The 19,514-nt window shown below is 71.4% G+C and carries 17 protein-coding genes; 4 read left to right on the forward strand and 13 right to left on the reverse strand.

The window, feature by feature from the left end:
• Positions 1–2 precede the first annotated feature (2 nt).
• The 9 genes from AB1285_RS11685 to AB1285_RS11725 all read right to left on the reverse strand — a co-directional run bounded on the left by AB1285_RS11685 (position 3) and on the right by AB1285_RS11725 (position 8,550).
• The gene (locus AB1285_RS11685; protein WP_259952970.1) at positions 3–1,463 is read right to left on the reverse strand and encodes an ABC transporter permease; all 1,461 of its coding nucleotides are present in this window, start codon (positions 1,461–1,463) and stop codon (positions 3–5) included.
• Positions 1,460–2,221: an ABC transporter ATP-binding protein gene (locus AB1285_RS11690; protein ID WP_136051761.1), complete on the reverse strand. Its 762-nt coding sequence runs from the start codon at positions 2,219–2,221 to the stop codon at positions 1,460–1,462. The genes AB1285_RS11685 and AB1285_RS11690 overlap by 4 nt, the downstream gene beginning before the upstream one ends.
• A 167-nt stretch (positions 2,222–2,388) precedes the next feature.
• Positions 2,389–3,024, reverse strand: coding sequence for a response regulator (locus tag AB1285_RS11695; protein ID WP_060922342.1), 636 nt, complete (start codon positions 3,022–3,024; stop codon positions 2,389–2,391).
• Positions 3,021–4,202 (reverse strand): sensor histidine kinase, encoded by a 1,182-nt coding sequence (locus tag AB1285_RS11700; RefSeq protein ID WP_370428332.1) that lies wholly within the window; start codon positions 4,200–4,202, stop codon positions 3,021–3,023. The genes AB1285_RS11695 and AB1285_RS11700 overlap by 4 nt, the downstream gene beginning before the upstream one ends.
• A gap of 54 nt (positions 4,203–4,256) precedes the next feature.
• On the reverse strand, positions 4,257–5,048 hold the full coding sequence (locus AB1285_RS11705) for a class I SAM-dependent methyltransferase (RefSeq protein ID WP_187663343.1): 792 nt from the start codon (positions 5,046–5,048) through the stop codon (positions 4,257–4,259).
• Between the two features lie 105 nt (positions 5,049–5,153).
• On the reverse strand, positions 5,154–6,305 hold the full coding sequence (locus AB1285_RS11710) for an AMP-binding protein (protein ID WP_187663342.1): 1,152 nt from the start codon (positions 6,303–6,305) through the stop codon (positions 5,154–5,156).
• Positions 6,306–6,330: 25 nt separating this feature from the next.
• Entirely contained in the window at positions 6,331–7,251 is a 921-nt protein-coding gene (locus tag AB1285_RS11715) for a 1,4-dihydroxy-2-naphthoyl-CoA synthase (RefSeq protein ID WP_247641951.1), read from the reverse strand.
• 5 nt (positions 7,252–7,256) lie between these two features.
• The gene (locus tag AB1285_RS11720; RefSeq protein WP_370428333.1) at positions 7,257–8,216 is read right to left on the reverse strand and encodes a permease prefix domain 1-containing protein; all 960 of its coding nucleotides are present in this window, start codon (positions 8,214–8,216) and stop codon (positions 7,257–7,259) included.
• 1 nt (position 8,217) lies between these two features.
• Positions 8,218–8,550, reverse strand: a complete 333-nt coding sequence (locus AB1285_RS11725) for a PadR family transcriptional regulator (RefSeq protein ID WP_187663339.1) — start codon at positions 8,548–8,550, stop codon at positions 8,218–8,220.
• An 89-nt stretch (positions 8,551–8,639) separates the two neighbouring features.
• Between AB1285_RS11725 and AB1285_RS11730 the strand changes: the two genes are divergently transcribed.
• Positions 8,640–9,626, forward strand: coding sequence for an o-succinylbenzoate synthase (locus AB1285_RS11730; RefSeq protein ID WP_370428334.1), 987 nt, complete (start codon positions 8,640–8,642; stop codon positions 9,624–9,626).
• Here the strand turns inward: AB1285_RS11730 and AB1285_RS11735 are convergent.
• Positions 9,623–10,249, reverse strand: a complete 627-nt coding sequence (locus AB1285_RS11735; RefSeq protein WP_259952956.1) for a TetR/AcrR family transcriptional regulator — start codon at positions 10,247–10,249, stop codon at positions 9,623–9,625. The two genes, AB1285_RS11730 and AB1285_RS11735, sit on opposite strands and share 4 nt — an antisense overlap.
• A 129-nt stretch (positions 10,250–10,378) precedes the next feature.
• On the opposite strand from AB1285_RS11735, the gene AB1285_RS11740 reads away from it, so the two are divergent.
• From AB1285_RS11740 to AB1285_RS11750, 3 genes are all read left to right on the forward strand, one after another.
• Positions 10,379–13,162 carry an efflux RND transporter permease subunit gene (locus AB1285_RS11740; protein ID WP_370428335.1) on the forward strand — a complete coding sequence of 928 codons (2,784 nt, stop codon included), beginning with the start codon at positions 10,379–10,381 and terminating at the stop codon, positions 13,160–13,162.
• Positions 13,159–15,126, forward strand: coding sequence for a YhgE/Pip domain-containing protein (locus AB1285_RS11745; RefSeq protein ID WP_370428336.1), 1,968 nt, complete (start codon positions 13,159–13,161; stop codon positions 15,124–15,126). The genes AB1285_RS11740 and AB1285_RS11745 overlap by 4 nt, the downstream gene beginning before the upstream one ends.
• Positions 15,127–15,251: 125 nt before the next feature.
• The gene (locus AB1285_RS11750) at positions 15,252–15,842 is read left to right on the forward strand and encodes a 2'-5' RNA ligase family protein (RefSeq protein ID WP_370428337.1); all 591 of its coding nucleotides are present in this window, start codon (positions 15,252–15,254) and stop codon (positions 15,840–15,842) included.
• Between the two features lie 106 nt (positions 15,843–15,948).
• Here AB1285_RS11750 and ccsB read toward each other — a convergent pair whose 3' ends face one another.
• Genes ccsB through AB1285_RS11765 form a run of 3 tightly spaced genes read right to left on the reverse strand, consistent with a single transcriptional unit; the run spans position 15,949 to position 19,501 of the window.
• Entirely contained in the window at positions 15,949–16,929 is a 981-nt protein-coding gene (gene ccsB / locus AB1285_RS11755; protein ID WP_025104442.1) for a c-type cytochrome biogenesis protein CcsB, read from the reverse strand.
• 9 nt (positions 16,930–16,938) lie between these two features.
• A complete protein-coding gene (resB, locus tag AB1285_RS11760; protein WP_370428338.1) occupies positions 16,939–18,720 on the reverse strand; it encodes a cytochrome c biogenesis protein ResB in 1,782 nt (593 codons plus the stop codon).
• Between the two features lie 16 nt (positions 18,721–18,736).
• Positions 18,737–19,501: a cytochrome c biogenesis CcdA family protein gene (locus AB1285_RS11765; RefSeq protein ID WP_370428339.1), complete on the reverse strand. Its 765-nt coding sequence runs from the start codon at positions 19,499–19,501 to the stop codon at positions 18,737–18,739.
• Positions 19,502–19,514 lie beyond the last annotated feature (13 nt).

A 19,514-nucleotide genomic window follows, 5' to 3' on the forward strand; every position in this document is an offset into this window, starting at 1 on the left:
CGTCAGTCGGCGGCGAGCGCCTCGACCGGAGCCACCCTGGTCGCCAACCGGGTGGGCGTCGCGGCGGCCACGAGGGTGAGGAGCGCCGTCGCGGCGACGATGATCACCACGGGGAGCCACGGCACCTGCGGAGCGATCAGCCCTGCGGGCGTGAACTCCGGCAGGACCGGCACGGAGCCCAGCAGCGACTGGGCCGCGATCCACCCGTAGAGCACCCCGAGCACGAGCCCGGTGAGGGTGGCTGCCACCGTGATGTGCGTCGCCTCCAGCAGCACCATGCGGCGCACCTGCCGGTTGGACAGGCCGATCGAGCGCAGCAGCCCCAGCTCGCGACGACGCTGCACGACGCCGATGGTGAGGAGGTTGACGAGGCCGACCGCCGCGATCACCGCGGAGACCGCGACGAGCACCATCATGATCGCCGCGAAGGCGTCGTAGGGCGCGAAGAACTCGGCCGGGATCTCCTCCGTGGTCTGGCTCGTCATGAGGCGCTTCGACGACTCCAGCGCCACCGCGAACATCGTCACCAGGGTCACGCCCATGACGACACCGATGGCCATCCGCGACGACCGCTCCGGGTACCGCAGGGCGTTCTCGGCCGCGAGACGGGCGGTCGCGCTCGACCCGAACATCCGCCCCACGAGCCGGAGCACCGGCGGCATGAACAGCACGGACCCCAGGGCCAGCCCGGTGAAGGAGAGGATGCCGCCGAAGAACGCGACCACGACCCCGAGCGGCGTGACGAGGCCGAGGACGACCCCGCCCGCGAGCAGAGCAGCGCCGGAGATCAACAGCACCCAGGCCCCGACATGGCGGCCCTTCCGCCCGGAGACCTCGTCGCGCGTGCGCTCCACCGCGCCGCCCAGAGCCTGAAGGGGGGTCACCGCGAGGACGCGGCGGGAGCCCACCCATGCGGCGGCCCACGTGGTGAGCGCGACGCCGACCGCCGGAAGGGCGAGAGCGGGCTGCGCGAGCGAGAAGGACGACGGCGCGGTGGCGACGAGCTGTCCGCCGAGCTGCACCGCGGCCGCGGAGAGGAGGAGGCCGGCGAGCAGCCCCAGCCCTGCTCCGAGGAGCCCGACGACGAGGCCCTGCCGGCCGACCTGCGCCCGCTGCGATCGCGCCGTCGCGCCGATGAGACGCATCAGCGCGATCTGCCGCGTGCGTCCCGCGATGATCGTCGAGAACGTGTTCGCCGTGACGATCGCCGCCACGTACATCGCCACCGCCGTGAGCAGCACCGACAGGATCGCGACGACGACCGCGAGCGTGCCGCTGTCGCCGATGAACGGATCGGCCTGGAGCACGGCGCCGATGTAGGCCGTGATCTCGACGAGGAACACCCCGAACGCCGACGACAGCGCGGCGACGAGGACGCTCGCGCCCATGCCGCGGTCGCGGAGCCAGGCCAGCCGGGGTCCGGTCGTCCGCGTCTCCGGGACGACCGTGGTGAGCGCGGTCATGCCGACACCTCCGCGGCGAGCATGTAGGCGGAGATCTGCTCCGCGGTCTGCCGCGGGTGGTCTGCGACGATGCGCCCATCGCCGAGGTAGAGCACCCGGTCGGCGTGGCTGGCCGCGATCGCGTCGTGCGTGACCATCGCGATGGACTGGCCGTGCTCCCGGCTGGCGGAGGCGAGCAGGCGCAGCACCTCCCGTCCGGTCTGGGAGTCGAGGTTGCCCGTGGGCTCGTCCGCGAACACCAGGTCGGGGGCGGTGGCGAGGGCGCGGGCGATCGCGACGCGCTGCTGCTGTCCGCCCGAGAGCTGGTGCGGCCGGTGCCCGAGGCGCTTGCCGAGGCCGAGCGTCTCGATGAGACCGTCGATCCGTGCCCGCTCGATGGCGCTGGGCCGACGGCCGTCGAGCTCGAACGGCAGCAGGATGTTGCCGAGGGCGTCGAGCGTGGGGACGAGGTTGAACGCCTGGAAGATGAACCCGACGCGGCGGCGGCGCAGGATCGTCAGGTCGAGGTCGCCGAGGCCGGTGATCTCGGTGTCGCCGATCCACGCCCGCCCCTCCGTCGGGCTGTCGAGGCCGGCCATGATGTGCATGAGGGTGGACTTGCCGGATCCGGACGGGCCCATGATGGCGGTGAACTGTCCGCGGCGGATGCCGACGCTCACATCGTCGAGCGCGCGGACGGTGCCCTCGCCCGAACCGTAGGTCTTCTTCAGGTGCTGGACGCGGGCGGCGAGCCCGAGGTCGGTGGTCGTGATCTCCATGCTTCCGACGCTATTTCCGCGCCCGGTCCCCCCGCGTCGCCCTCCGGGAGCATCCCGATACATCGGGAGGATGATCCCCCTCCCCTCGACCCACCCCCTTGCGTTCGACCCACCCCTCTACGGCCCGCCGCAAAGGGCCGGGCCGAACAGAAGGGGGTGGGTCGGCGTCAGGCGAGGCCGTGCTCGAACGCGAACACGACGAGCTGCACACGGTCGCGGAGCGCGAGCTTCGTGAGGATGCGGCTGATGTGCGTCTTCACCGTGGCCTCGCTGAGGAACTCCCGCGCGGCGATCTCGGCGTTCGAGAGGCCCCGGGCGGCGAGCGCGAAGATCTCCCGCTCCCGCTCCGTCAACTCGGCATACTGCGGGGGTACCGGCTTCGGAGCCTCCGCGAAGTGCTCGAACAGCTCGCGGGTCGCCGACGCCGCGATGACGCTCGACCCCGCGTGCACCGTCCGGATCGCCGCGAGCAGGAATTCCGGATCGGCGTCTTTGAGGAGGAAGCCGCTCGCCCCCTGCCGGATCGCCCGCGCCGCCGCCTCGTCGAGGTCGAACGTGGTGAGCATGACGATGCGCGGGGGCTCCGGACGGGACAGGATCTCGGCGGTCGCGGTCAGCCCGTCCATCACCGGCATCCGGATGTCCATGAGGACCACGTCGGGCCGGGTCGCGGCGACCACGGCGAGCGCCTCCTGCCCGTTCCCCGCCTCCCCCACGACCTCGAGGTCCGGCTGGGAGGCCACGAGCATGCGGATACCTGCACGGAACAGCGCCTGGTCGTCGACGAGCACGACTCTGATCACTGCGGGGCTCCGATCGGAAGGCTGCTCTGGACGACGAACTGCGCACCACGGCGCTCGGCTTGCAGACTACCGCCCACGAGCTGCGCCCGCTCGCGCATGCCGATCAGACCGTGTCCCCCGGGCGCGCCCGGCGTCGACTCCGGCGAGACGGCGTTGCGCACCTCGATGTCCACGCGATCGGGGAGCCACGCGAGATGCACGTCCACCGCGCCGTCGCCGTGGCGGATCGCGTTCGTCAACGCCTCCTGGAGGATCCGGTAGACGGCGAGTTGGATCGCCCCCGGTGGCTCCCCCGGAGGCATCGGGTCGACCGTGACCCGCGGCTCGATGCCGGCTTGGCGTACCTGGGCGAACAGCGTCTCGAGGTCGGCGAGGGTCGGCTGCGGACCGTCCCCCTGCCGATGGCGGAGCTGGGTGAGGAGCATCCGCACATCGCTCAAGGCTCCGCGGGCGGTCTGCGCGATCGTGCCGAGGGCCTCCGTCGCGATCTCCGGCTTCACCGCCGCGGCGTAGCGCGCGCCGTCGGCCTGAGCGATGACGACCGCGAGCGAGTGGGCGACCACATCATGCATGTCCCGCGCGATGCGCACCCGCTCCTGCTCCTCGGCGGCCAGGGCCTCGGCCTGCAGCTGCGCCGAGCGCGTGCGCCGGTTGCGCAGCACGACCCGCCAGAGGAGGCCGCACACCCACGCGAACCCGAGCGCCATGGTCGAGGCTGCCACGAGCAGAGTGCCGCCGGTCACGAGCTCCCACCCGCTGCCGGAGCCGAACGCGACGCCCCCGACGAAGACCAGGTACAGCGAAGCGACGATGCCGCCCACGATGACGGAACCGAACCCCCACCAGAGCACGCGGCGCGACCCCCACGCGGACGTCGCGTACAGCACGAGGAGGATCGCGAAGTCGGTCGGCAGCGGTCCGAAGCCGGCGAGCATCTGCACGATGGCTCCGGCCCAGGCGGCGGCGAGCGCGAGACCGGGAGCGAGGCGTCCGATCGCCACCCCGCCGAACAGGAACACCGACGACGAGATCAGCCCGATGACGTTCACCGCGGACGAGCCGGCCAGCTCGGGCTGCGGGGCGTAGAACACGACCCCGAGCGGCGTCAGGAGCGCGAACAGCAGCACCGCCCCGACGATGTCGAGGACGAGGCCGGTACGGGACAGCGGACGGATCACTCCCCCACGCTACGCGAGCGCCCGGGTACTGGCATCCGTCGCGGGATGTATCCGTCAGGCGCGGGCGAGGATCTCCCCGTGCGGCACCAGGAACCAGCCGTCGCCGTCGTCGGCCCAGCGCTTCCAGGCGTCGCTGATCTCCTGCAGATCGGCGCGCGTGGCCATGCCCTGGTCCACGAGCTGCCGCGCGAGCGCCGACTCCAGGATGCGGTCGGCCCACATCCCGCCCCACCAGGCGCGCTCGGACGAGGTCGCGTAGCACCAGGTCGACGCGGTTGCCGAGACGTCCTCGAAGCCCGCCGCCCGCGCCCAGGACAGCAGGCGGCGCCCGGCGTCCGGCTCTCCGCCGTTCGCCCGGGCGGCGGCGCGGTACAGCGCGAGCCAGCGGTCGAGCTCCGGCAGGACAGGGAACCACAGGAAGCCCGCGTAGTCGGCGTCGCGAGCGGCGACCAGTCCCCCGGGCTTCGCGACCCGACGCATCTCCCGCAGCGCCTGCACCGGATCGGCGACGTGCTGCAACACCTGGTGCGCGTGCACGACGTCGAAGGAGTCGTCGGCGAAGCTCAGCGCGTGCACGTCCTCGATGGAGAAGGCGATGTTCGCAACTCCCTGCGCCGCGGCGAGGTCACGCGAGAGGGACAGTGCGGCGTCGTCGATCTCGGTCGCGGTGACGTGCGCGACCACTCCCGCGAAGTCCACCGTGATGGATCCGGGCCCCGCCCCCACGTCGAGGAGCCGGGTCTCGGCCGTGAGGTGCGGTCGCAGATACGCCGCCGAGTTCGCGATGTCCCGCACACTGTGCGAGCGGAGGACGGATTCGTGGTGTCCATGCGTGTACGAGGCCATGCGCTCAGTCTGGCACTCCTGTCGACCCACCCCTCTGCGTGTGTCCCGGCCCCTTCCGGACGCCCGTATGGGGCCGGGGCGGCGCGAAAGGGGTAGGTCGACGGGTCAGAGGGAGGCGACCATGCGGCGGATCGCCTCGCGGTCGGGCTTGCCTGAGGAGAGGACGTCGAGCTCGTCCACGAGGATCAAACGGGACGGACGCGCGTGGGCGCCGATCTCGCGGGCCACCGCCTCCCTGGCCTGGGCGAGCTGCTCGGACTCGCTGCGCCGCAGGGCCTCCCCGCGCGCCGCGACGATGACCGAGGCCTCCCCCCAGCGCTCGTCGTCGACGCCCACGACCACGGCCTGATGCAGCCCGGGCACCGAGCGCACGATCCGCTCCACCCGGTCCAGCGAGATGTTGATGCCGCCGGACACGATCACGTTGTCGGCGCGGCCGTGCACGCGGACCACACCGTTCTCGACGAGGCCGAGGTCTCCCGTCCGGTACCAGCGGATGCCGTGCTCGTCCCTGGCGAACGTGCGCGCGGTCAGCGCCGGGTCCCCGAGATACCCCTCCGCGAGCAGGGGGCCGGCGATCCGCAGCTCCCCGTCGACGGCGCGGACGTGCACGGTGTCGAGCGGGACGCCGTCGTACACGCAGCCGCCACTGGTCTCCGTCGAGCCGTAGGTCCGCACGAGACGGACCCCGAGGTCGGCCGCCCGCTCCCGCAGCGGATCCGGGAGTGCCTGCCCGCCGACGAGGATCGCCTCATAGGCCCGCAGTGCCGCGAGCACCCCCGGCTCCCCTGTCGCGTCCAGCAACGTCGCGATCTGCGCCGGGACGAGGGAGGTGTAGAGCGCGGGGACGACACCGGCGGTCGTGGCGTGCAGCATGCCCCGCGTGGCCTCGGCGAACGCGTGCGGCGTGAACCGCCCCTCGATCCGGGTCGGCTCCGTGCCCGCGAGGATCGACCGCACCATCACCTGCAGCCCCGCGACGTAACCGGCCGGCAGGGCGAGCAGCCAGCGCCCGCTGCCGATCCGGGCGGCGGTGGCCTCCGCGCTCGCCCGCAAAGCCTCGCCGCTCAGCGCCACCTGCTTCGGGACGCCGCTGGATCCGGAGGTCGCGATCACTGCGGCGATGCCGTCGTCCACCTCCGCCGGAGCATCGGCGAGCATGCCGAACCCGAGAGCCGGTCCCTCGTCGAGCGCCCGGAGCAGCGCCTCCCGCAGCAGCGTGGTGTCCTCGGCGTCGGTCGGGATCAGCGCGGTCACGGTCGGCTCCGTCTCTCGTGCGGACTCAGTAGTGCCAGGGGAAGGACGACCAGTCCGGGGCGCGCTTCTCGAGGAACGAATCCCGCCCCTCCACCGCCTCGTCGGTGCCGTAGGCGAGACGGGTGGCCTCTCCCGCGAACACCTGCTGGCCGACGAGGCCGTCGTCGACCGCGTTGAAGGCGAACTTGAGCATCCGGATCGCCGTCGGCGACTTCGTCAGCACGGTGCGCGCCATCTTCAGCGCCTCACGCTCGAGCTCGGCGTGCGGCACCACGCGGTTCACGGCGCCCGCCTCGTAGGCCCGCTGCGCCGAGTACTCCTCGGCGAGGAAGAACACCTCCCGCGCGAACTTCTGCCCGGTCTGCCGGGCCATGTAGGCGGAGCCGTACCCGGCATCGAAGCTGCCGACGTCGGCGTCCGTCTGCTTGAAGCGCGCGTGCTCGGCCGATGCGATGGTCAGGTCGCACACCACGTGCAGCGAGTGGCCGCCGCCGGCCGCCCACCCGGGGACCACGGCGATGACGACCTTGGGCATGAACCGGATGAGCCGCTGCACCTCGAGGATGTGCAGCCGCCCGACAGCGGGGGCGGCTCCTTCCCCCTGGGTTGCTGAGCCTGTCGAAGCATACTTGTACCCGTCGCGGCCGCGGATGCGCTGATCGCCGCCGGAGCAGAACGCCCAGCCGCCGTCCTTCGGGCTCGGTCCGTTGCCGGTCAGCAGCACCGCCCCGATGCGCGCGTCCTGCCGCGCGATGTCCAGGGCGCGGTAGAGCTCGTCGACCGTGTGCGGGCGGAAGGCGTTGCGCACCTCGGGCCGGTGGAAGGCGATGCGGGCGACCCCGCCGTCGCGGCTCACGTGCGCGGTGATGTCGGTGTAGTGCTCGGCGCCGGGCGCGAGTTCCCACTCGGCGGGATCGAACAGGTCGGAGACGAAGGCATCGGTCACGGTCTTCAGCCTATTCCCCGGGCACGCGCCGTCTTCATCCACCCGTCGACGATGTCCCAGGCCGGGAAAGCCACGAGGCAGACACCCGTGATCACCGTGAGGACGCGCATCGTGTCGGCATCCACCCCGTTGTCCGTGAACACGAACTCCAGGAAGGCCGGGTTCAGCAGTTCGCCCTGCAGGAGCAGGGTGAGCGCCCACACCGCGAAGGCGACCGCGAGGACGGTGTTCACGACGGCGGCGGCGACGGTCCATCGGCGGCGCGCGTACACGGCGACGGCCAGTCCGGCCTCGGCGATCATGAGCGCGAGGAGGATGCCGATGCCCACCGGCCAGAGCGCGGGCGCCAGGATCGGGATCGGGTCGCCGCCGGTCGGGAAGAACCCGAGCGTGGCGTCCCACACGATCGCACCGATGCCGGCGAGGAGGAACACGAGCGAGGCGATCACGTCGGCGCGAGCGGCCCCGTGCTCCGTGGGCTCAGGAAGCTGATCGACGTTCCATCGCACCCCGGTGTCCGCACCGGTGCGCTCCAGCACGACGAAGACGAGCGTGACCCAGAAGCACAGGTGCACGATCACCGACAGCGTGACGGAGACGACCGCGCCGATGACCTCTCCGGGGCCGGCACCGTTGATCAGCTGTCCGATCGCGACCCCGACGGCCGCGAACGGCGGCACGATGAACAGGAGCAGCTTCAGCAGCCGCCACCAGGTGAGGTAGTACCGAGGGCCGATGAGGTGCAGCGGCCGGTCGGCGTATCCGGCGGCGAGGATGCCCGGGTCGCCGAGGTCGGTGAGGACGGCCCGTTCCGCTTCCTCCGGGCTCTCGCCCTGTTCCCGCCTCGCGTCGACGGCGTCGGCGATGGCGGCTTCGAGCTCGGCGCGGACCTCGTCCTGCGCCTCCGGTGCGAGGCTGCGGATCGTGGCGCTGATGTAACGCTCGGTGAGCGTGCTCGTGGTCATGTCAGTTCTCCTCGGGGGTGAGGGAGGCGATCGCGCCGGTGAGCGCGCGCCATTCGTCGGTGAGGGTGTCGGCCAGCCGGATGCCGGCCTCCGAGGTGCGGTAGAACTTGCGAGGACGGGCCTCGTCGGTGTTCCACTCGCTCGTCAGGTATTCCTGCTTCTCCAGACGACGGAGCAGCGGATAGAGCGTGTTCGCATCGGTGGCGAAGCCCCGGCTCTCGAGCTGCTCGAGCAGCGCGTACCCGTACTCCGGCGTGCGCAGCAGCTGCAGGCATGCCAGGACCACCGTGCCCCGACGCAGTTCCTGCAGGTGCGTGTCGAGCGTCTCGTTCATGTCGATCACATTAGTGTGTGTCACACACCATTGTCAACGACACATCTCCGTGCCACATGTTCCCGAGGGTCGTGGCGCACAATGGGGTCATGATCCCCGCCGTCACGGAGCTCCTCGATTCCGCCCGCGTCGTCGCCCTGCCGATGCAGACCCGCTTCCGCGGCGTCGACACACGGGAGGCCCTGTTGTTCGAAGGGCCGGAGGGCTGGGCCGAGTTCTCCCCCTTCGTCGAATACGACGACGCCGAGGCGGCGACCTGGCTGGCCGCCGCGATCGACTACGCCTACGCCCCGCAACCCGCGCCGCTGCGGGATCGGGTGGGCGTCAACGCCACGGTGCCGGCCGTCGACGCCGCTCGCGTGCCCGAGGTCCTGGCGCGCTTCTCCGGATGCCGGACCGCGAAGGTCAAGGTCGCCGAGCCCGGGCAGGTGCTGGCGGACGACGTCGACCGGGTCCGCGCCGTCCGGGAGACTCTCGGGCCGGAGGGCCGCATCCGGATCGACGCCAACGGCCTGTGGAACGTCGACGAGGCCGAGCACGCCGTCCACGCGCTCGCCGCGTTCGACCTGGAGTACGTCGAGCAGCCGTGCGCCTCGGTGCCCGAGCTCGTCGAGCTGCGCCGGCGGATCGCCTACATGGGGATCCCGGTCGCGGCGGACGAGAGCATCCGGAAGTCCGGAGACCCCCTCGCCGTGGCGCGCGCGGGAGCCGCGGACATCGTCGTCATCAAAGCGCAGCCGCTGGGCGGGCTCACCCACGCGCTGCAGATCGTCACCGCGGCCGGCCTGCCCGCGGTCGTCTCCAGTGCCCTGGACACCGCTATCGGCCTGACGCAGGGAGCCGCCCTGGCCGCCGCCCTCCCGACCCTCGACTACGACTGCGGTCTGGGCACGGCCTCACTGTTCCAGGACGACGTCGCCGACCTCCGCCCCGCCGACGGGGCGATCCCGGTCGGACGCCTGTCTCCCGACCCGGCAGCCCTCACGCGCCTCGCCGCCGCGGACGAACGCCGGGAATGGTGGCTGGCCCGACTCGCCCGCTGCCACCACGAGCTGCTGGGGAACCGCGGCGCCTAGGACTCGACGAGGAGTTCCACGAGCCGCCCGAGCTCCTCGCCGCCGGAGTGCCGCAGCGCCGCGTCGTCGCGGCCGGCCATGGCGCCGCGGACGGTCATGCCCTCCCAGAGGATCATCAGCATGCGCGCCGCGTCGGTCGCGGGCAGCCGGAGGCGCAGCGTGCCCGCCGCCTCCACGATGTCCTCCACGATGCGCGCGATGCTCGCCACCATCTCGCGCTCCTGGGCGAGGTAGGCCTCGCCGAACTGCGGGTCGCGCAGGGCCCGGATGCGGATCTCGCTCATCAGCATCACGCCCAGGCGGTCGTCGCTGCCGAGCTCCATGATCTGCTGGACGAGATCTGTCGGGTCGCAGTCGTCGGCGAGCTCGCCGTCCGCCCGCATCTGCTCCACGCGAGTCCGCACGGCTGCCACCCTCGCGTCGGCGACACCGGCAGCGAGCGTCAGGAACAGCTCGTCCTTCGAGTCGAAGTTCGAGTAGAACGCCCCGCGCGTGAAGCCGGCGCGCTCACAGACCGCCTCGACCGAGGCGCCGTCCAGACCGACCTCGGCGAACACCTGCGCGGCGGCCTCCAGCAGACGCGCCTTCGTGTTCTCTCGGCTGCGGGTGGCGGGTGACGACATCGGAACCTCCTGGCCTTCCCTCTCGACGATTCACACCCGGTGCACAGACTCCGGATGGCGGATGACCTTACGATACATCTATGTATCGGATACACCTGTGTATCCACCCGGCACCCCACGGAGATTCGCGTGTCCACACTCCTCTCGTCCCTCGGACGCTGGTCCTTCCGCCACCCGTGGCGTGTCCTGGTCTCCTGGCTCCTCGCCCTCGGCATCGCCGGTGCCGGAGCCGTCGTCCTCGGCGCCGGCACCGACAACACGTTCTCCATCCCCGGAACCGAGTCCCAGGCCGGCCTCGAACAGCTCTCCCGCTCCTTCCCCCAGGTGAGCGGCACGAACGCCCAGTTCATCGTCGTGGCCGCGGACGGCGACGAGATCACCGATGACGCGTACCGCGAGCCGATCGAGGACGCCGTGTCGGAGCTCGGCGACCTCGACGACGTCCTCGCCGCCACCTCGCCGTACGACGAGATGGTCAACGGCATGATCAACGACGACGACACGGCCGCCATCGTGCGCCTGCAGTTCGACGGCGAGTCCACCGACGTCTCCGAGGAGACCAAGGACGCCCTGCGCTCCACGGTGGACGGGCTGGCGGAAGAGCTTCCCGACGGTGCGCAGGCCTCTCTCGGCGGTGACCTCTTCGCGATCTCGATCCCCGGCGTCACGCTCACCGAGGCCGTGGGCCTGCTCATCGCGCTCCTCGTGCTCATCGTCACGTTCCGGTCGTTCGTCGTCGCCGGACTCCCCCTGCTCACCGCCATCCTCGGTGTCGGCATCTCCATGGCCGGGATCTTCACGGCGACCGCCTTCGCGACCGTCTCCTCCACCACGCCGCTGCTCGCCCTGATGCTCGGACTCGCGGTCGGCATCGACTACGCGCTCTTCATCGTCGCTCGCCATCAGGATCAGGTCCGAGAGGGTGTGGAGCCCGAGGAATCGGCCGCGCGAGCGGTCGGCACGGCCGGCTCGGCGGTCGTCTTCGCGGGCGTCACCGTGCTCATCGCGCTGATCGGCCTCGGCTTCGCCGGGATCCCGTTCCTCACGACCATGGGCGTGGCCGCGTCGGTCGCCGTCGCTGTCGCCGTCGCGATCGCCGTGACGCTCACCCCCGCCCTGCTCGGCTTCCTCAAGGGGCGCGTGGCCGGACGGCCGAAGCGCACGAAGGCCCCGAAGAAGGCGGCCGCGAAGGACGCCGCCACGAAGCCCCGCGGCAGCCGTCGGTGGGTGGAGGGCGTGACGAAGCACCCCGTCCTCGTCTCCCTCGCGGTCGTCCTCGGACTCGGCATCGTCGCCGTCCCCGCCCTCAGCCTCGACCTCGCCCTGCCGAACGCCGGCGTCCTGCCGAAGGACTCCGAGGCGCGACAGAACTACGACCTCGTCGGCGAGCAATTCGGTCCCGGCTTCAACGGCCCCCTCATCCTCACCGGCACCATCGTCACTTCCACCGACCCGCTCGGTCTCATGGAAGACCTCGGAGATGCGGTGGCCGAGGTTCCCGGCGTGAAGGAGGTCGCCCTCGCGACGCCGAACGAGACCGCCGACACCGGTATCGTGCAGATCATCCCGGAGACAGCTCCCGACGACCCCGCGACGGCCGACCTCGTGCGCGAGCTCCGCAGCCACCACGACGAGTGGCTGGACGAGTTCGGCATCGACCTCAAGGTCACCGGCTTCACCGCCGTCGGCATCGACATCTCCGATCAGCTCGGCGCGGCTCTGCTGCCGTTCGGGATCTTCGTGATCGGACTCTCGCTGATCCTCCTCACCATCGTGTTCCGTTCTCTCTGGGTGCCGATCACCGCCGCGGCCGGCTACCTGCTGTCGATCGTCGCTGCCTTCGGTGTCGTCGGGGCGGTCTTCGAGTGGGGCTGGTTCGCCGACCTCCTGCACGTGGCGAGGGTCGGCCCGATCATCAGCTTCATGCCGATCATCCTCATGGGCGTGCTCTTCGGCCTGGCGATGGACTACCAGGTGTTCCTGGTGTCGCGGATGCGCGAGGACTTCGTGCACGATCCCGACCTGCGCCGGGGTGCGGGGTCGGTGGACCGCGCCACCCGGCGTGCGGCGGCCCTGCGCGCCGTGCGGAGCGGGTTCACCGGGTCGGCGAAGGTCGTCACGGCAGCCGGGCTCATCATGTTCGCAGTGTTCGTGGCCTTCGTACCCGAGGGCGACTCCTCCCTCAAACCCATCGCCCTCGGACTCGCCGCCGGCATCGCCTTCGACGCCTTCCTCGTGCGGATGACGCTGATCCCGGCGCTGATGGCGATCCTCGGCGAGCGCGCCTGGGAGATCCCGTCGTGGCTGGAGCGGATCCTCCCCCGCGTGGACATCGAGGGCGAGGCGGTGGAGCGCGAACGGCACCTCGAAGCCTGGCCGGGAGACGGGTCGCTCGTCGCCGCGGACGACCTGGAGCTCGGCGCGGGACTCTCCGCGGCGCAGGGCCTGTCCCTGCGGGTCGCGCCCGGCGCGGCCCTGATCGTCAGCGGCGCTGATGCCGGAACACTGCGCGCCCTCGCGCTCACCGTCGGCGCGCGGATCGCCCCAGCCGACGGACGCCTCCGCGTCGCCGGGCACCTGCTCCCCGGTCGTGCGGCGTGGGTCCGCTCGCACGTGGGTTGCGTGCTCGCCGACGACGGATCCGTCCTCGCCGACCTCCGCGAAGCCCTCCGCGGTCGTTCCGAGCTCGTGGTGATCGACGGTGCGGACCGGCTCAGCGGCGGCGAGCGCCACCAGGCCGCAGCGATGCTGCGCGACGCGAAGTCCCGCCGGAGTCTCGCCGTCTTCGCCACCGCCGCCGATCCCGACGCGGCCCGCTCCCTTCTCGCGGAGGCCGGATGGCCGTCCGCCGACGTTCTCGACACGCGCGCGCCCCGCCCGAGCGCCGCAGAAACGACCGAGGTGCCCGCATGACCCTCCCCCTCGAGCGTGCCCGCTCGCGCAAGCCCATCACCTGGCTCACCATCCTCGGTGTCCTGCTGCTGCCGGCAGCGGTCGGCGGCATCCTCATGGCGGCGCTCTACAACCCGACCGAGCGTCTCGACTCCATGACTGCGGCCATCGTGAACCTCGACGAGCCCGTCGAGATCGACGGCCAGACCACTCCCCTGGGGCGCCAGCTCGCCTCCGGGCTCGTCGAGGGGTCGGACGACCTCGACTCGAACCTCACGTGGGTCATCTCCAATGAGGAGGACGCCGCCGACGGACTCGCCGACGGCTCGTACCAGGCCGTCATCACGATCCCCGAGGACTTCTCGGCCGCGGCGACCTCCGCGGGCCAGGCGGTCGCCGACGGCGGCGGGGACGCGGAGCAGGCGACGATCCAGGTGACGACCCCCGACGACGGCCTCGTGGCCGACGACCTCATCACCGGACAGATCGCCGACGTGGCGGCCTCGACGCTCGGCACCATGCTGTCCGAGGCGACGACCGAGAACATCCTCGTCGGCTTCACCACCATCGGCGACCAGATCGGCGATGCGGCGGACGGGGCCCTGGAGCTGGCGGAGGGCGCCCGCGACGCGGCCACCGGCGCCGCCGCCCTCCCGGAGGGCGCGACGCAGCTCGCCGCGGGGGCCGGAGAGCTGGGCACCGGGGCCTCCACCCTCGCATCCGGCCTCGACACGATCGCGGGGCAGACCCGGCAGGCCGCGACCGGCGCCGGCACCATCGGTGCGGGACTCACCTCCGCGGCGACCGAGCTGCAGGGCCGGGTCGCCGGCGTCCAGAAGCTCACCGGTAGCATCCAGTCGGCGGGCGCGTCGGCGAAGTCGGCCGCGACGGACTCGGCCACGGTCGCACAGGGTCTCGGGACGATGGCGGCCACGGCGTGCGCCGCCGATCCGGAATCGCCGGAGTGCGGACAGCTCTCCGGCCTCGCCTCGAAGGCGGCGGCAGCGGCCACGTCGGCCGGAACCGCCTCCGGCATCCTCAACAACGAAGAGGTTGCCGCGGGTGTGGCCGCGCTTCCCGGAACCTTCTCCACCCTGGGCACTCAGCTCGGCGAGGCGGGCGCCGGGGCGACAGAGCTCGCCGGCGGGCTCAACCGCCTCGCGAGCGAGGGCGTGGATCAGTCCGCGGCGGGAGCGCGAGCCCTGTCGTCCGGCGCGACGCAACTCGCCGACGGCGCGACCCAGCTCGCCGACGGCAGCACGGAACTCGCCACCGGCCTCGACACCCTCGCGACCGGCACCGGCGACCTCGCGGGCGGACTGCGCACCGCGGCGGACTCCCTCCCGTCCTTCAGCGACGAGGAGTCCACATCGCTGGCGTCGGTGATCGCCGATCCCGTGGCGACCGACTCCTCGATGGGCTCGCTCTTCGGTCCCACCGCGATCCCGCTGCTCACCGCGGTGGTGCTGTGGTTCGGCGGTCTCGCGTCGTTCCTCGTCCTCCGCGCCCACACGGCACGCACGCTCACGTCGCGACGCTCGTCCGCCTCCCTCACCCTCCGCGCGTTCTGGCCGGCCGCGGCGATCGGCGCCGCGCAGGGTCTGCTCGTCTCCCTCATCGTGCAGACCGTGGCGGACTATGACGTTGCGGCATGGTGGGCGTTCGCGGGCACCGCCGTCCTCGCCGGGGTGGTGTTCGCGGCCGTGAACCAGGCCCTCGTGGCGGTGTTCGGCGGCATCGGACGCTGGATCGCCGCGCTGATCGGCGTCATCGCCGTGGCGACGGGACTGATCTCGACGGTGCCCGACTGGCTCGCGAGCATCGGGGCCGCCCTCCCGACCGCACCGGCCTTCGCGGGTCTCGTGGAGGCGAGCGGGGCCGCCGTCGCCGCCCTCATCGTCTGGGGCGTGCTGTCGCTCGTCGCCACGACGGTGGTCGTCGCGGTCCGTCGCACGACCACCGCCCGCGCCGTCGTCACCGCCTGACCCCCCGGGCCCAACTTCGGAGATCACGGACGACACGCCGCCGGACACCCCCTGCCGACGGCGTGTCGCGTCCGTTCTCCGAAACAGTGCACGGACGCGACGACGACACCCCGTACCCTCGTGCCATGCGCCGACCGTTCATGGACACTCCCGACCAGCTCGCGAGCCTCGAAGGACAGCAGTATCTCGTGCTCCGGCCGACCGGAGCCGTCGCCGCGGAATACCGGGCCATCCAGGAAGGCGCGCTCGATCGCCTAGGGACGCCCCTGCGGCATCCGCACACGGAGCACGTGACGCTTCGCGGCTTCTTCGAGCCGGAGCGCCGGGATGAGCTGCGGGCCCTGATCCGCGCCTGGGCCGCGGGACAGAGTCCTCTCGAACTCACCGCCGACGCCGTGGACGTCTTCCCCGCGCCGTGGCAGATCGTGATCCTGCGCCTCGCCCGCACCCCCGCGCTCGTGCACGCATACGCCTCGCTGACGGAGGTGCTCCGGCCGACGGACTTCCGTCGCCTCGACGAGCTCTCCGTCGAGGACTGGACCTTCCACCTCTCGGTGCTCTACGGCAAGACGCTGGACCCTGAGACATGGGAGCAGCTCGCCGCCACCGAGGTCCGTCCGCTCACCCCCGCGCCGACGGAGGTCGTCACCGAGGCCGAGTTCGTCTGGTACGAGGGCGGCGTCGAGCACGCCGAGGTCATCCCCCTCGGCGGCTGAGCCCTGCTCCGGCGGGCACGACTTCGGAGATGCCGGACGACACACCGCGACCGAGGTCCGCCCGTCGGCGTGCCCCTCGCGATCTCCGAAGCTGTGCTCGGCCGGTTCAGCTCAGGCCGGAGTAGGCGTGCAGACCCTTGAAGAAGACGTTGACGATGGTGAAGTTGAAGATCACGGCGGTGAAGCCGACGATCGACAGCCAGGCCGAAGGGTTGCCGCGCCAGCCGCGGGTCGCCCTGGCGTGGATGTACCCGGCATAGAGCACCCAGATCACGAAGGTCCAGGTCTCCTTCACGTCGAAGCCCCAGAAGCGGCTCCACGCGTAGTACGCCCAGATGGACCCGGCGATGAGGGTGAAGGTCCAGAGGATGAAGCCGATGATCGTGAACAGGTACGCCAGGCTCTCCAGGCGCTCCGCCGGCGGGAACGTGCGCAGGAAGCCGGGGCCGGTCTTGGCCGCCCCCTCACCGAGCAGCCGCTCGCGCCGGGCCTGCATGAGCTGGATCACCGAGAGCGCGAAGGCGAGGGCGAAGAACGCGGTCGCGAGCGAGGCGACGAACACGTGGATGATCAGCCACACGCTCTTCAGCGGGTCCATCAGCGGGGAGACCTCGACGTAGAAGTTCGTCGCGCCGAGGCCGAGCAGCACCACGACGAGGCCCGTGATGAAGGTGCCGAGGAAGCGCAGATCGAGGCGGGTGAGCACCGCCAGGTAGACGGCGATGATGAGCAGCGTTCCGACCATGCCGAACTCGTACAGGTTCGCCCACGGCACGCGACCGGCCGCGATGCCGCGCGTCACAGCGGCGGCGAGGTGGAACACGAAGCCGAGCACGGTGAGCGAGGTGCCGATTCGCGCCATGACGAAGCGCTGCGGCTTCGGAGCTCCGGGCGCATCGACGGGTGCGGAAGCCGAGACGCCACCGGAACGACCGGCGGCCACGAGCTCGCCCTCGCGGACGGTGTGGGCGTCGGCCGTCGCCTGCGAGCGGCGCGCGAGATCGAAGGCGTAGGCCACGAAGGCCGCCGCGTAGATCGCGATCGCCGTCCACAGCAGGACGGGCGAGATCACGGTGAGCTCGAGCATGGTGTCAGTCTACTTTCCGGGTGCCGGGGCCGCAGGGTCCGCGGCGGCGTCCGCGGCATCCTCGTCGGCGTCTTCAGGGGTACGGGCGGCCGTGCCGCCCGCGGCGTCGAGCAGCCGGGCGTGCCCGGCACGGAGGTCGTCCACGGCGCGGGCCAGCGTGGGGTCTTCCCCTCGGGCCAGGGCCGCGTACTCGAGGTCGACCGCGCCGTCCGCCGCGGTGGCCTTCACCCACACGCGCCGACGCGGCACGAACAGGGCGAGCATGAGGCCGCCGAGGGCGAGCAGCGCGAAGCCGAGCACGAACACCCCGGACTCGTCGCGGTGGATCTGCAGGGAGGCAAAGCGCTTGACGGACTCCGAGGCGTCGGTGGCGCCCTCCGGCGACTCGTCGTCGAAGGTCACCGAGCCGAGGCCGTTCGGCAGCTGCGCGGTCTCACCCGGGGACAGCTCGATCGACTCGACGTCGGTGCTGCGTCCGGTGAGCTTGGTCATGTCGGAGGTGTCGAGCACGTAGACCGAGCGCGGCACACCGTCGTTGATCCCGAGGTCACCCGTGTACACGTCGAGCGTGAGCGTCGGGTTCGTGAGGTCGGGGTACGCCGAGAAGAAGGCGCCCGTGTCGAGCACGCCCGTGGTCGGGTAGAAGAAGCCGACGAGGCCCACCTGCTCGGCCAGGCCGTCCGGGACCTTGAGCACTCCGAGCGAGGTCATGTTGTTGTCCTGCGGGAGGAAGGGCGTGCTGTTGTGGAACACCACGTTTCCCTCGGGGTCGCGCACCGTCACCGTCGGGGCGTACCCGTTGCCGAGCAGGAACACGTCGTCGTCGGCCACGCCCAGGGGCTCGTTGACCTTGACGGCGCCCTCGCGCTCCTCGCCGTTCTCCTGGATGGTCATGTTCGCGGAGAAGTTGCCCGCCTGGCCGGAGCCCGGCTCGCCGAACGGCTGATACGTGACGTCGAAGGAGTCGAGCCGCATCGAGTACGGCGCGAAGGAGTCGTCGGCCACGAAGCGCCCGCGGTTCATGGAGTCGTAGTCGAGCAGCGTGTTGGCGAAGGTCTCCCCCTCGACGAGCACGCGCTGCCCCGTGTAGGCGAAGCCGCCGCCGACGCCGATCGTCACGAGCACGCCGACGAGCGCGAGGTGGAAGAGCAGGTTACCCGTCTCCCGCCAGTAGCCGCGCTCGGCCGACACGGAGTACGTGCGCCCCCGGTCATAGCGCTCCACGCGGTAGCCGAGCGCCTTGAGCTGCTTCGTGGCGACGTCGATCGAGGCGGCGGCCTCCGCGGCGGCGTCTCCGGTGCGGGTGCCGGAGTCGGCGACCGTGTCGCGGGTGACGGCGCGGTAGTCCTCCAGGCGTCGCAGTCGCGCGGGCGTGCGCGGCGGGCGGGCCTGCAGCGCCTTGGCGTGGTGCTTGATGCGCGGGATGACGCAGCCGACGAGCGAGGTGAACAGCAGCAGGTAGATCGCCGAGAACCAGGGCGACAGGTATACGTCGAAGAGCTTGAGCCCGTCGAGCACCGGGAACAGATCGGGGTTGTCGCGCTCCCACTGCGTCACGCCGTTCGGGTCGGCCATCCGCTGCGGGAAGATCGACCCGGGGATGGCCGCGATCGCCAGCACGAGCAGCAGGACGAGCGCCGTGCGCATGGAGGTGAGCTGACGCCACCCCCACCGCAGCCAGCCGACGAATCCGAGGCGCGGCTGGGTGATCGTGTCGTCGCCGTCCACGTGATCGGACGGGCGGAGCGGATCGCTGGAGTCGTTCGTCACGGCACTCTTGTTCTTCGTCATGGTCGTCTCGGAGCGGTCAGAGCGGGAGGTCGACACTGCCGATCACCGCCGTCAGTCGGGACATGATGTCGGTCCACAGGCCGGTGACCATCAGGACGCCGAGCAGGATCAGCAGCACGCCGCCGAGGATGTTCACGACCCGGATGTGGCGGCGCAGGAACCCGATGGCCTTGGTCGCCCAGCCGAAGCCGAGCGCCACGAGCAGGAACGGGATGCCGAGGCCGAGGGAGTACGCGAGGCCGAGGAAGCCCGCGCGCACGGGGTCGCCCGCGTTGAAGGAGAGCGCGAGGATGGCGGCGAGCGTGGGGCCCATGCAGGGCGCCCAGCCGATGCCGAGCGCGACGCCGAGGAGCGGAGCACCGACCATCCCGGCCTTCGAGTCGACGTGGAAGCGGAGCTCCTTCTGCGCGAACCCGAAGAGCCCGAGGAAGACCAGGCCCATCGCGATGATGACGACGCCGAGGATGCGGGTGATGAGGTCGCCCCACTGGAGCAGGAACACGCCAACAGTGCCGCCGAGCACCGTGTAGAGGATGAAGACCACGGTGAAGCCGAGGATGAACAGCAGCACACCGAGCACGAGGCGGCTTCGGGTGGCGGTCTGGGTGGTGCTGCCGGTCGTCGACGATCCCCGCGGCGCCACGGCTCCACCGAGGAAGCCGAGATAGCCCGGCACGAGCGGGAGCACGCACGGTGAGAGGAAGGAGACGAGGCCCGCGACCATGGCCACCGGGATCGCCAGCCAGAGGGCCCCGGAGTCGATGATCGTCCCCGGATTCACGACGACCTCGTGG

This window comes from Microbacterium sp. NRRL B-14842 (genome assembly GCF_050470785.1).